The 13,099-nt window shown below is 60.5% G+C and carries 11 protein-coding genes, 1 tRNA gene and 1 riboswitch; of the genes, 6 read left to right on the top strand and 6 right to left on the bottom strand.

Annotated features, from left to right (window positions below):
- Positions 1-467 precede the first annotated feature (467 nt).
- A tRNA-Gly gene (locus ROTMU0001_RS07450) sits at positions 468-541 on the bottom strand.
- A 153-nt stretch (positions 542-694) separates the two neighbouring features.
- Here ROTMU0001_RS07450 and dcd point away from each other — a divergent pair.
- Both dcd and ROTMU0001_RS07440 read left to right on the top strand, forming a co-directional pair.
- Positions 695-1,294 carry a dCTP deaminase gene (gene dcd, locus ROTMU0001_RS07445; RefSeq protein WP_005509013.1) on the top strand — a complete coding sequence of 200 codons (600 nt, stop codon included), beginning with the start codon at positions 695-697 and terminating at the stop codon, positions 1,292-1,294.
- 132 nt (positions 1,295-1,426) lie between these two features.
- Complete coding sequence (locus ROTMU0001_RS07440; RefSeq protein ID WP_005509012.1) at positions 1,427-2,758, top strand: hypothetical protein; 1,332 nt, start codon at positions 1,427-1,429, stop codon at positions 2,756-2,758.
- A 213-nt stretch (positions 2,759-2,971) separates the two neighbouring features.
- Here the strand turns inward: ROTMU0001_RS07440 and ROTMU0001_RS07435 are convergent, their stop codons facing one another.
- Together ROTMU0001_RS07435 and ROTMU0001_RS07430 are read right to left on the bottom strand one after the other, a co-directional pair.
- Positions 2,972-4,408 (bottom strand): MFS transporter, encoded by a 1,437-nt coding sequence (locus tag ROTMU0001_RS07435; RefSeq protein ID WP_005509011.1) that lies wholly within the window; start codon positions 4,406-4,408, stop codon positions 2,972-2,974.
- A gap of 160 nt (positions 4,409-4,568) precedes the next feature.
- On the bottom strand, positions 4,569-4,802 hold the full coding sequence (locus ROTMU0001_RS07430) for a DUF4235 domain-containing protein (protein ID WP_005509010.1): 234 nt from the start codon (positions 4,800-4,802) through the stop codon (positions 4,569-4,571).
- Between the two features lie 266 nt (positions 4,803-5,068).
- A riboswitch (TPP riboswitch) is annotated at positions 5,069-5,169 on the top strand.
- A gap of 58 nt (positions 5,170-5,227) precedes the next feature.
- Between ROTMU0001_RS07430 and ROTMU0001_RS07425 the strand changes: the two genes are divergently transcribed.
- The 4 genes from ROTMU0001_RS07425 (at position 5,228) to ROTMU0001_RS07410 (ending at position 9,603) form a co-directional block, all read left to right on the top strand.
- Positions 5,228-5,860: an ECF transporter S component gene (locus tag ROTMU0001_RS07425; RefSeq protein WP_005506757.1), complete on the top strand. Its 633-nt coding sequence runs from the start codon at positions 5,228-5,230 to the stop codon at positions 5,858-5,860.
- Positions 5,861-5,923: 63 nt separating this feature from the next.
- Entirely contained in the window at positions 5,924-7,564 is a 1,641-nt protein-coding gene (locus tag ROTMU0001_RS07420) for an ABC transporter ATP-binding protein (RefSeq protein ID WP_005509009.1), read from the top strand.
- Positions 7,561-8,358: an energy-coupling factor transporter transmembrane component T family protein gene (locus tag ROTMU0001_RS07415; RefSeq protein ID WP_005509007.1), complete on the top strand. Its 798-nt coding sequence runs from the start codon at positions 7,561-7,563 to the stop codon at positions 8,356-8,358. The genes ROTMU0001_RS07420 and ROTMU0001_RS07415 overlap by 4 nt, the downstream gene beginning before the upstream one ends.
- Before the next feature lie 342 nt (positions 8,359-8,700).
- Positions 8,701-9,603, top strand: coding sequence for an aminotransferase class IV (locus ROTMU0001_RS07410; RefSeq protein WP_005509006.1), 903 nt, complete (start codon positions 8,701-8,703; stop codon positions 9,601-9,603).
- Positions 9,604-9,868: 265 nt separating this feature from the next.
- Here ROTMU0001_RS07410 and ROTMU0001_RS07405 read toward each other — a convergent pair whose 3' ends face one another.
- From ROTMU0001_RS07405 to ROTMU0001_RS07395, 3 genes are all read right to left on the bottom strand, one after another.
- On the bottom strand, positions 9,869-11,137 hold the full coding sequence (locus ROTMU0001_RS07405; protein ID WP_005509003.1) for a multidrug effflux MFS transporter: 1,269 nt from the start codon (positions 11,135-11,137) through the stop codon (positions 9,869-9,871).
- Between the two features lie 788 nt (positions 11,138-11,925).
- Entirely contained in the window at positions 11,926-12,594 is a 669-nt protein-coding gene (locus tag ROTMU0001_RS07400; protein ID WP_005509000.1) for a nucleoside/nucleotide kinase family protein, read from the bottom strand.
- Complete coding sequence (locus ROTMU0001_RS07395; RefSeq protein ID WP_245534294.1) at positions 12,591-13,070, bottom strand: low molecular weight protein-tyrosine-phosphatase; 480 nt, start codon at positions 13,068-13,070, stop codon at positions 12,591-12,593. The genes ROTMU0001_RS07400 and ROTMU0001_RS07395 overlap by 4 nt, the downstream gene beginning before the upstream one ends.
- Between the last annotated feature and the right edge of the window lie 29 nt (positions 13,071-13,099).

Raw genomic sequence — 13,099 nt, 5'->3', positions numbered from 1 at the left:
GATGTCGCTTCAGGAAGGTATAGCTGTGCTGCGCGCTCGCATGGTCGTGCTGAAACCTTCTTGTCGCGAGCCCGCAGGAAGGTGCCCTGACCTCCCATACGGAGTCACCGCAATGCCCTGAACCCAATATTCATTCTTGGCGAGCTGTTTGCGGTACCTCACCCGAGTATTCCTTCCCCGCCTCCGCGCACACTCTTCCCAAGCCGAGTAGCCCGCGGCTCTCACCCTTGCCGCGCAGCCACGTTCCCTACCTCGTACACAGGGAAGGGGAGGGAGTTTGCAGGGGAGAGGCCGGTATGTTCCGTCGCGACATCAGGGTGTCCGACGCGAAGCGAGGACGGGTTCCCTGCAGGAGCAAGGAACATACCGCCTCGACCCGTCCAACCCAAGCGGCATCCTAAACTCTTGGCCCAACCACCGCATCCAACCTAAAAAATAAAGCCCCAAACCATAAGGTCCGGGGCTTGTGGAGCGGCTGACGGGAATCGAACCCGCGTATCAGGCTTGGGAAGCGTGCGCTCTACCATTGAGCTACAGCCGCATCTTTTTCAGTGTATCGCGCCTGCTTGCTGGGGGTGAAATGTGTCGCGGTTGTTTATGTGCGGGGTGGCGGGGTTGAAATGTGATGTAGGCCTGTGTGCTGGGGCTGGTGGATGCCTGCACGTGGGTGGTGTTTGCCAGGTATCCTTTAAGCGTGCTTATTTCAGATCGCGATATTCGTCAAGAGATTGCTGATGGGCGCATCGTTCTTGATCCGTTCGATGAGTCGATGATTCAGCCTGCAAGTGTGGACGTGAGGATTGATCGTTTCTTCCGTCTGTTCGATAACCATAAGTACCCGCATATTGATCCTGCTCAGCCGCAGGAGGATTTGACGCGCCTGGTGGAGGTGGCTCCTGATGAGCCGTTTATTCTGCATCCGGGTGAGTTTGTGTTGGGTTCTACGTATGAGAAGGTGACTCTGCCTGATGATGTGGCTGCCCGTTTGGAGGGTAAGTCGTCGTTGGGTCGTCTGGGTCTTCTGACTCACTCTACGGCTGGTTTTATTGATCCTGGTTTTTCGGGGCATGTGACGCTTGAGTTGTCGAATATGGCGACTTTGCCGATTATGTTGTGGCCGGGTTCTAAGGTTGGTCAGTTGTGTTTCTTCCGTTTGAGTAGCCCGACTGAGCATCCGTATGGTTCTGGTGCGTATGGTAACCGTTACCAGGGTCAGCGTGGCCCGACTGCTTCGCGTAGTTATTTGAATTTTCATCAGACGATGATTCCTGCGGATGGTTCTGTGGAGTCTTAGTCTTTCCCGCTTTGGGGTGCGGGCGTGCAGGCTGTGTGTTTGTGCGCCCGCGTTGGGCGGTTTTTTCGCCTGTTGTGCTCGTGCGTTCACTCGCGTGCGGGCTTTTATCTCTCACTCTCTAAGGATTTTTTGATGAATCTGAAGCCTGTTGTTCTGCGTGTTGCTGGCGCGGAAGTTTCTTTGTATCTGATTGATATGTCGGACTCTTTTGTGGAGCGTTTTAAGAAGGCGTGGGAGCCTCTTGCTCCGGAGTTTTTTGATACTCCTGATGAGGCGTATGCTTCGTTGTCTCGTTTTGATCAGGTGATGCTGGTTCATGCGCCGACTGATGAGTCGGTGATGGATTTGGCGAATCCGTTGATGGGTTCGTTTGATAAGGTTTCGACGCTGCGTGTGGCTGATGATGATTCGGGTATGCAGGATCTGACGAGCCGTATTACGTTGGCGATGATTGAGCAGCTGGTTGGTCGCGGTGTGATGCTGCATGCGGCTGTTATCGGTGACCCTGAGTCGAAGCGCGCTGTTGCGCTGGTGGGTGTTTCTGGTAGCGGTAAGACGACTGCGTCGCGTTTCTTGGGTTCGAAGTTTGCGTACCTGACTGATGAGACTGCGATTATTTCGGATGAGGGTGTTGTGTCGCCGTATCCGAAGCCGTTGTCTGTGATTGTTGACCCGAATGCGCCGAAGGATCAGCAGAACCCGGTGGATTTGGGCCTGAATGTGGTTGATCGTGATGACCTCAGCTATAAGCTGTCGCGTATTGTGTTCATTTCTCGTGATGAGTCGGCTTCGGAGCCGTATTTTGAGCGTGTTCCGCTGCATGAGGCTCTGGTGTTCTTGAGTGAGCAGAGTTCGGGTCTGGCGCGTCACCCTGAGGGTGTTGTGTCGCTGGCTAAGCTGGTGGAGCGTTGCGGTGGCGTGTGGCGCCTGGTGTACTCGGAGGTTGAGGATACTCTGCCGCTGGTTCAGAATCTGCTGAATGGCGGTGAGCTGCCGAATGCTGATGAGGTTGAGAAGCTGGAGAAGTACACGGTTGAGGATCACCTGCCGGGTGTGTTCTTGAACGGTACGATTGCGGTGTCTCGTATGCCGGGTACTTCGGGTGTGCGTGTGGGCGAGGACGGCCCGTTCTTGCTGCTGTGTGACACTGAGCTGAATGAGCTGTCTGAGTTTGCGGCTGAGTGCTGGCTGCAGGCTGAGGGCGACATTTCGTATGATGACCTGTTTGCGCGTCTGGCTGAGATTTTTGAGGGTCTGCCTGCGGAGGCGTATGACGAGAACTTGAGTGCTCTGGCGGCTGGTTCGATGCTGTGGGTCCGTGTGATTGATGATCCGCTGATTGATGACGCGACCTGGGCTCAGATGACGAGCGATGAGGTTCTGGATGAGGAGGAGCAGCAGATTGCACTGGATTCCTCTGAAGACGCTGTCTCTGAGGATGAGGATGACGTGGTGGAGGACTAGCCACCGCGGCTTACTGACACGGCTCTCTGGCGCGGCTTACTGAGCTCCGCTTGGTAGGCACTGCTTAAGCACAAGGAAGGGGCGGGTAGAAGAATGATCTTCTACCCGCCCCTCCCTGTGTGTTTGCAAGGTTGTATTTGCAGGCTTGTATTTGCGGGGTTTGCGGGACGCCTAGCCCCGCAATGTCTTACCGAGCAGCGTTACCGAGCAACACTACTGGGCTGCCTTGTCGCGGCGCTTCTGTTCACGCTTCTGCTCGCGGCGAGCCGCACGCATACGCAACGGACCGGGCGCCTTCACCGGCAGCAGCAGGAGCAGACCCGCCACCACAACGATCAGAATACCGAGCACACCCCAAATCTGCGCGCCCATGATGCTCACGCACAGACCGAACAGCATCGGCGCCAGGAAGCTGGTGGCACGACCGGTGGTCGAGTACAGGCCGAACAGCTCACCCTCAGTACCGGGATCAGCCAGGCGAGCCAGGAAAGTACGGGATGCCGACTGAGCCGGGCCCACGAACAGGCACAGCAGCAGGGCGCATACCCAGAACACGCTAGGCTGAGGGAAGAACAGCAACGGGGTAGCCGCCAAGATAATGCCGACCAGCGAGATAACAATAATCGTCTTCGGGCCCAGGTAGTCATCCAGGTAGCCGCCCAGGATCGCGCCAGCCGCCGCGACAGCGCTACCGGCAATACCGAACAGGATCACCTCGGAAGTGCTGAAACCGAACGTGCCCGCCGCGAGAATACCGCCGAACGTAAAAATACCGGACAGGCCATCACGGAACACCGCCGAAGCAATCAGGAACCACAGGGTCTGCGGGGACGTCATCTTCAGGCGACGAATCGTGCGCCACAGCGCCTTGTAGGAGGCGAGCAGACCGCCCTGACGAGCCGGGGAGAGACGCTCCATGCCGAGCTCCAGGAAACGCAGCTCGCGGGTGGGCAGCACCTCCGGTAGGAAGCGCTCGCGGGTGCGCATACGAATCAGCAGCGGCAGACAGAAGATCAAACACCAGGCGGCGGCGAATAGCGCGACCGCACGGATATTCAGGGCGTTATCGGTGGTCAGGCCGAGCACTTCGGGGGTAAGCACAAAACCCCACAGCACCACAGCTAGCGCCAGGATGCCGCCAATGTAGCCGGCAGCCCATCCGGCGCCCGAAATCTTACCGATATTCTCCGGGTGGGAGATGCGCGGCAGTACGGCGTTATAGTTCACGTACGCGAACTCGCTGAACACGCTCGCCGCAGAAATCAGCGTGACACCCAGCCACAGGTACTGCGGGGTGGGGCCCACGAAGAAGCACGCCGCCATCGAACCGACTAGTAGCATGGTGTTCACACCGAGCCAGAAGATGCCCTTGCCGGACTTGTCGTTACGCTGGCCGGTCACCGGCGCTAGAATCGCAATGAGGAAACCGGCAATGGTCAGACCCAGTGATAGCGCCGAAGAGGTCTCTTCGGGCGTACCGAAATAGCTGCTGGTCAGATACACGGTGAAGATGAAGGTCGTCATAATCGAGTCGAAGCTCGACGAACCAACATCCCACATGACCCAGGACGCGACCGAACGGCGGCTGTTCGCGTGGTCAACGACCCTACGCTGAGCCTTCGTCTTACGGCGGGGAGAAGAAATAGTCATAGTTGTGCTTTCGGATGCCGAGGTGGCGCTTCAGCGTAGCGGCGGCGTGAAACCGGCTGAAGTGGGGCGGGCGTGCTGAAGATGGAACACCAGGCGGTACGTACCGAGCGAAGATACGTACCGCCTAGTTCATGAACTTTCGCGCGGAAAGCGCAAAGTCTTAGTTGAAGAAACGACGCTGCAGGCGAGCAATACCGAAGCTCACCACAGCACCCACGACGGAGGTCAGAACGGTCCAGAGGATGACCTGACGCAGGGTATCTTCAGACTCGTGGGAAATGGCGGGAGGCTGGTTACCGGTAGCCTTGGTCCAGGCTGCGCCCAGGCCCTTACCAACCAGGGCAGCAGCGCCCATGTTGATACCCGCAAGAGCAAGCTTAGCGACGGGGTTCATATGTATCTCCTTAGCTGTATACGATGCGGCGTCCTGCCCGTGAACCCCTTCGGGGTTGGGTGAGAAAAGAGCGCCACTCCCTAGCGTATAGGGTTTAAGGCGTTCGTGCCGCCTTGGAGCCTCTCCGTCCCAAAATTGTACACCGTGCAATTCTGTAATGTGGGCAGAAGAACGAAACAAAAAGCGGCAAATTGGCACGAACAGCCAGACAAGCCTACAATCGAACCTGGGTTCCCACCCGCACCACAACGGTACGGACAAGGAACCCCACACGACAGGGGAGCGCCACCGAGGCGCTGAGAGTGCTAAGCAGACCCTCGAACCTGATCCGGTTAGTACCGGCGTAGGGAGTCGAATTTCTTCTCAATGCCCTCGTCCAATCAGAGGGCGAGGACATTCCCCTTCCAACGACGGAAGGACCATCAATGTCACAGAACGCAACCCCCGCCTCCCAGGCATCTACCCAGGCAGAAGCGAAGAAGCCGAACCTGCGCTGGCGAGTCAACGAAATCGTCATCGCTGCAGTTATCGCAGTAGCCTGCGCCGTCATCTTCTGGATCTGGGACATCGCAGTCGGCCCCGCCGCCAAAACCGCACTCGTAGCAGCACCCGAATTCCGCCCCATCGTCGCCGGCGCGTGGCTACTCGGCGGCACCCTCGGCGGCCTGCTCATCCGCAAGCCCGGTGCGGCACTCTTCGGCGAAATCGTCGCAGCATTCATTTCCGTACTCTTCACCGGCGGCGCATGGAGCGGCGAAATCCTGATTGCGGGCCTCTTCCAGGGCCTCGGCGCTGAAATCGCCTTCGCGATCTTCCGCTACCGCCGCTGGAACGCAACCGTCGCCATCTTCTCCGGTGCGCTCAGCGGCCTGTTCATGGGCGTTAACGAAATCTTCATCTACTACCCCGACATGGAACCGGTCAAGGCAATCATCTACGTAGCGTGCGCCGTCGTCTCCGGTGCAGTTATCGCAGGCTTCCTGGCGTGGATTCTCGTGCAGAACCTCGCCAAGACCGGTGTGCTCTCCTCGCTGGCATCCGGCAAGACCCGCCGCTAACCACCAGCAACTAGTCACCACTCGGCACACTACAGCAGCCATACAAAAGGCTAAGGAAGCATCATGGAAGCAACACCGCGCGGGGCGCGCATCGAGCTCAACAACTTCAGCTGGCACCACCCCGGACGCCCAGAACCCGTCATCAGCGGACTCAACCTCACCATCAACCCCGGTGAAAAAGTCCTGCTACTGGGCACCTCCGGCGCCGGCAAATCGACGCTCCTGCACGCCATCGCCGGTGTGCTCCACGATGACGACGGCGAATCCGCCGGCGGCACCATCACTATCAACGGGCAAGCACCCGCCGAAGCGCGCGGCACCGCAGGCATGATGCAGCAGGACCCCGAATCCTCGATCGTCATGGCAACCGTCGGCAACGACGTCGCCTTCGGCCCCGAAAACCTGCGCGTACCCCGCGAAGAAATCTGGGGCCGCGTCACCGAAGCCCTCACCGCAGTAGGGCTCAACCACCTTGCCCTCGACCACCCCAGCAGTGCGCTATCCGGAGGGCAGAAACAGCGCCTCGGCCTGGCGGGCATCCTCTCGATGCACCCCGGCGCCATGATCCTCGACGAACCCACCGCCAACCTCGACCCCTCCGGCGTGCAGGAAGTACGCGACAGCATCCTTGCCGCCGCGCAAGCCACCGGAGCGACCCTGCTCGTCGTAGAACACCGCGTGAGCATCTGGGCGCCGCACATGGACCGCATTATCGTACTCGGCGAAGGTGGCACCATCACCCACGACGGCGTACCCGACACCGTACTCACCGAAGCCCGCCAAGAACTCATCGACGCGGGCGTGTGGGTACCCAACTACGTGCCGCGTGCGCCGCAGAGCGACAGCGATAGCGAGCACGGCGAGACGCTACTGCGCGCCGAAAACCTCAGCATCACCCGCGCGCAACCCACCCCCAAACAACGACGCGCGCGCCGACGCACCATCAAACGCCTCGGCGACACCCCCGCACCCGCACCCACCGACCTGCCCGTCCTGCGCAGCGGCATCAACCTCACCCTGCACGCCGGCGAACACCTAAGCGTGCTCGGCCCCAACGGCGCCGGCAAATCAACCTTAGCCCTCACCCTCGCAGGGCTCCTCACCGCACCCAACGGCACCCTCACCGCCACCGACGCACTGCGTAATTACGACGGTAACCACGGCGGCAACCACGGCGGCGAGCGCGGCAGCAACCACGGCGGCGAGCGCGCCCACTGGGACGTGCCCACCTGGACTCCCGCCCAAATGCTCAGCCGCATCGGCTACGTCTTCCAAGAACCCGAATACCAATTCATCCGCGGAACCGTACGCGAAGAACTCGAACTCGGCCCCCGCCGACTCGCCGCACTCACCCGCAACCCCCTCAACGAAGACGACCTCACCGCCCGCACCAACGAACTCGCAACCCGCCTACGCCTCACCCACCTACTCGACGCCAACCCCTTCACCCTCTCCGGCGGCGAAAAACGACGACTCTCCGTAGCCTCCGCACTCGCCACCGCACCCAAAATCCTCATCCTCGACGAACCCACCTTCGGCCAAGACGCACGAACCTGGGCAGAACTCGTCGACCTCATCCGCGAACTACTCGCAGGCGGTACCGCCATCATCTCCATCACCCACGACGAAGACTACACCGCCGCACTCGGCGGCAACCACATCACCCTCGAAGCCACCGCAACCCCCGGAAAGGAGAACGCATGAACACCGACTTCTTCGGCACCATCGACCGAACCAGCTACTTCAGCAACCTCAACGCCGGCGTAAAACTCATCCTCTCCTTCGCCCTCATCATCGCCGCACTCATCGTGCGCGACCCCCTCACCTCCGGAATCCTCTTCGCCCTCGAACTGCTCGGATTCATCCTCGTCGGATTCCGACCCGTCAACGTCCTCGCCCGCTTCTGGCCCATCCTCATCGCCGTCATCACCACCGGTTGGTCCGTCGCCATGCTCAGCGCCAAAAGCGGCACCACCATCCTCGACCTCGGCTTCAACAGCATCACCACCGACTCCGCCGCCGTCGGCGCAGCCATGATGATCCGCTCCCTCGCCATGGTCCTACCCACCCTCGCATTCGTACTCACCACCGACCCGACCGACCTCGGTGACTCCCTCGCACAAACCTTCAAACTGCCCTCCCGATTCGTGCTCGCCACCGTCGCCGCCCTGCGCCTCGTCGGCATTCTCTTCGCCGAATGGAACGCCCTCGGCCAGGCACGACGCGCCCGCGGACTCGGTGCAGGCCAATCCCTCATTGGGCGTGCACAAACCTTTGGCGGGCAAAGCTTCGCCCTGCTCGTGCAGGCTATCCGCCGAGGCTCCCGCCTCGCCATCACCATGGAGGCGCGCGGCTTCGGCGCAGGCGAACGCACCTGGGCTCGTGTGCCGTCCTATTCGCCGCGTGATGTGCACGTGAGCATTGCCGCCGCCGTCATTATCGCTGTTGCGTACGGTGCATCTATTGCGGCGGGTACGATCCAGTTCCTCTGGGGCTAGTTTGCTCTTGCTGTAGTTTGTTCCGTTTCTGGTTCCGCTTTCGTGGCTCCGCTGGGGAGGCGGTATTCGCCCTCGTTCCTACAGGGAACCCGCCCTCGCTTCGCTTCGGGCACCCTGATGTCACTACGGACGATACCGTCTTCCCGCGCTGGGATACGTCGCGGGAGCCGCATATTTCCTCCGCGCCTAGCCTCACTTGGGACGTGAGTAGGGAGATGCCCGTACACTTCCTTCGCTCCTACAGGGGCACCCGCCCTCGCAGAGCTCGGGCACCCTGATGTCGCTTCAGGAAGGTACACACACCTCCTGCCTATGGTCCGGCAGCGACCGTACAATAAGACTATGTCTAGTACCGTAATTCTTCTGAACGAGCAGAACCCGCAGGGCATCTTCGTTGACCCGTCCGTGCCCCTCATCAGCGTTGATGATCAGGGCTTCACCCGCGGCGACGGCGTCTTCGAGACTATGCTGTCCGTCAACCGCCGCGTGCGTAAGCTCGGCATGCACCTGTCCCGCCTCGAATCCTCAGCGCGCATGCTGGATCTGCCCGACCCGGAACCCGAGATTCTGCGTTCGGCGGTGGAGCGCCTCATGCGTGAGGCGACCGCCGGTGCCGAGACTGCGCTGGGCGAAGAGCACATCGTGAAGATCATTATTTCGCGCGGCCCCACCCAGGCGGTGACCTCCATGCAGCCGGGCCCGTACACGCTGATTATGGCGTCGCCGGTGCCTGCCTCCATCGTGAAGCGCCGTACCGAGGGTGTGAAGGCGATGCTGCTGCCGCGCGGCCACGAGCCGATGGACAACAGCGCCTACCCGTGGCTTCTGGCGGGCGCGAAGACCCTCTCCTACGCGGTGAACATGGCGGTTCTGCGGTACGTGCAGGAGCGCGGCGCGGACGACGCTATCTTCATCACCGATGAGCGTCGCGTGCTTGAGGGCGCCACCTCCTCGGTGCTGGTCGCCAAGATTGAGGACGGCAAGAAGGTGCTGTACACGCCCGAGCCGAGCCACGGCATCCTTCCCGGCACCACGCAGGGCGCGGTGTTCGAGGCGGCACGCCAGGCCGGTTGGGAGCTGGGCTTCGGCCCGCTCTACCCGCAGGATTTGTTTGAGTCGGACGGCGTGTGGTTGGCGTCGTCGGTGCGTCTGATTGCGCCGGTGACTCACCTGAACGGTACGGCGCTGGCGCATGACCCGGAGCTGACCGCGACCCTGTTGAACTACTTGGCGCAGCAGAGCTAAACGCGTACAAAAAGGGACGGTATTATCCGAGCGAGGATAATACCGTCCCTTTGTGCTGTCTATGGTCAAGGGCAGGAGGTGCGTGTACCTTCCTGAAGCGACATCAGGGTGCCCGAAGCGAAGCGAGGGCGGGTGCCCCTGTAGGAGCGAAGGAAGAGTACAAGCGCCTCCCTAACTGCTACAGCAAATACAGCAAAGCCCCGGACGCGCAACCCTTAGCGGGTTGCCCAGCCGGGGCTTTAGCTACACAAAAAACAACAACAGGCTAGTGGCCCGCCGCCGGAGCACCCTGACCTTCACCAGCGCCGTGGCTCTCACCGTCAGCCGAGTAGTCCGAATCCTTACGCGGCGTAGTCCACAGCACCAGCGCCGTCAGAACCGCGAAACCCAGAATGGAGAAGCCCATCGGCAGGTACTCATGCTCACCAGCAAACGACACCAGCGGGGCCGCCAACGCACCCAGCAGAGCCTGAATCGTACCCATCACCGCCGAAGCACTACCCGCCATGTGACGCGCCTCGTTCAACGCCAACGCCGAAGCATTACCAAAAATCAGGCCGCACGAGCTGGTCAGCAGGAACAGCAGAATCAGCGTCGGTACCAGCGAAATACCGACAAGGAAGCTAACCAACAGCAGCGAAGACACCACCAGCATGCTAATCACGCCGACATTCACGATGCGGCGCTGCGCCACACGACCCACCAGCTTCGTCGCAATCGCACTGAACAGCACAATGCCAATCGAGTTCACACCGAACACGATCGTGAACTCAGTCTCGGACAAGCCCAGAATCTTCTGCAACACAAACGTCGAACCGGAAATGTACGAGAACAGCGCACCAAACGCGAAGCACATCGTCAGCATGAAACCCAGGTAGCGGCGAATCTTGAAGACCTTCGGCAGCTCCGAGTACACGCTCAGGGCAGTGCCCTGGTAGCGTTCCTCCACCGGCAGGGTCTCCTTAATCACGAAGATCACGCCGAGCATCATAATCGCGGTAACCACGCCCAGCACATGGAAAATATCGCGCCAGCTACCCCACGACAGCACCCAGCCACCAAACAGCGGCGCAAGCACCGGCGCGAAGCCGTTAATCATCATCATGACGCCCATGAGCTTAGCGGTCGCCAGGCCCTTAGTCGTATCAGCCACGATAGAACGCGCCAGCACCGCACCAATCGAACCGGTGAAGCCCATCATGAAACGCGCAAAAATCAGCAGCTCAATATTTGGCGCGAAACCACACGCCACCGTCGCAATAAAGCAGATGACCGCACCGATCAGCAGCGGCTTGCGGCGGCCCGTCTTATCCGACAGGGGGCCCACGACCAGCTGGCCGAGCGCCATACCCACCATGAACGCACTCAACGTCAGGGAGGCGTTCGTGCTGGTGGTGTTCAGATTCTCAGCGACTGCGGGCAGCGCCGCCAGGTACATATCCGTAGCGAGCGGCGCGATAGCGGTCAACAGCGCCAGAACAACAATGAAAAGGGGCGATAGCCCGAAGGAGGTCTTAACCGACTTCGAAGACATTAGTCTTAGTTTTTCTTTCTGTGTGATGCGCGTGCAACGGCGCCTGCGGCTCTACAAGACGTGGATGCGGCGGTACCGGATCCGGGGGTGAGCTTGCGCAGGCTGGAAGCACAACTTGTTCACGGTAGCAGAATTGGGCGTGGCTTCGTAAGTTAAATGTTTGATATTTTTTTGAGCTGGGTTGGGAGGGCTCCGCTTGGTTCCTTCGTGCTCAGCCTTCTGGCTGGCTTGGAAGGCGGCGCTCACCTGCGCAGGTACAGCAAAGGGACGGTGTTATCCACGCTCCTACAGGGGCACCCGTCCTCGCTTCGCTTCGGACACCCTGATGTCGCTTACGGATAACACCGCCTCTTGAGCGGCTTGGCTTAGTCTGCCGCTCAGCCCCCGGTGCTGAAGAAATATTTGAGAAATATTCTTGGGAAGCATTGCTCGGGGCGACCGCATAACTTACGTTGGTCATACCACGCGATACGACCGGAGGGCCCCTCAGATGCGCAACCACTATTACAAATATTTGCTATGCATCCTGCTACTCATAGCTTGCGTCTTGCTCGTAGTCTTTGCCGTGCTTTCTAACAACAACCCGGGTAACGAAAAAGACGGCACTGCCTCCACGCACGCGCCGAGCAATACCTCAACCTACTGGGATAAAGACCGCATGGAATCCGCTAGCCCGGCTCCCATGCCTCAATAAAACAGCGCCTCAGTAAAACTGCCTCTGAATAGCCGTAGGGCCCAATGCTTCGAGATACACGAAGCATTGGGCTCTACTGTCTTGTAGGCGGCTGCTACTGCGCCGCGCTGTCGTAGATGAAGTCGACGGTCGCGTAGTCCTCCGGGATTTCGGCGAGCAGTGCCTCCTCCTGCGCCGCCCAGCGTTCCCAGTGCGGGCGGAACGTGTCACCGTCACGAGCCATGGCGCGTTCGTAACGCACCTCGTCCGGGGCGGTGGCGAGGATACGCACCTCGCAGGCGCCCGCAATCGCGCCGACACCCTCACAGATGATGACCTGCGTAGCTGCCGGGTCGACGGTGCGCACCTCACCGGGGGCGCCCGCCTCCCAATCCCACGGGGTGTAGGTTCCGGCAATACCTTCGGTCAGCTGCACGGATAGCGCGTCCCACGCCTCCACGCCGTCGAAAAGGCCGTCCCAGCCGGGGTAGAAGTCGTCCAGGTGCAGCACGTGCACGCTGTGGCCGGCGGCGGTGAGCTCCTGCTCAAGCTGCGTGGCGAGGCTGGTTTTGCCGGTGCCGCTGCGGCCGTCAATGCCGATAATCAGCGGGATCTGCGCGAAGTCCGCGAGGAACTGCTCACGGAATTCGGTGAATTCGGCGGTGTCCATGTCAAAGTCGTTGCCGATGCCGTGCTCCAGGCGCAGCATGTCTTTGCAGAGTTCCAGGATTTCGGTGGTGCCGGTGACGCGGCGGTTCTGGTTCAGGGGAATACGCTGGCTCACTGCGCGTCGCCTTCCTGCTTGAGGTGGTTGATGAGGCCGCGTGCGGCGGCGTCAATGAGGCCGGTGGTGTACACGAAGTCGCGTTCGCTACCGTACCAGGGGTCGTAGATGCCGAGCTGGTCCAGGTGGGTGGTGGTGACCTTCGGGTCGAAGCTGCGCATCATACGGATCTTGGCTTTGTCCTCGTCGTTGCGGGCGAGGGCTTTGAGGCGCAGGTAGTGGGGTGCGTCCATGGCGAGGATGAGGTCGTTGCGGTCGAAGTCCTCGACGGTGAAGACGCTGGCGCGGTGCGCGGACGGGTCGATACCGCGGGTGGTGAGCTGCGCGGCGGCGCGCGGGTCGATGCGGTTGCCTTCTTCTTCGTTGCTGATGCCGCTGGAGGTGACGGTGACGGGCACGCCGGCTTCTTGGGCGTGCTGGCGGATGAGGTATTCGCCGACGGGGGAGCGGCAGATGTTGCCGGTGCAGACAGTCATGATTCGGTACATGGTTCTAGTGTATCGGT

The sequence above is a fragment of the Rothia mucilaginosa ATCC 25296 genome (assembly GCF_000175615.1).
Lineage (GTDB): Bacteria > Actinomycetota > Actinomycetes > Actinomycetales > Micrococcaceae > Rothia > Rothia mucilaginosa.
This window is presented reverse-complemented; position numbering and strand designations above follow the sequence as displayed.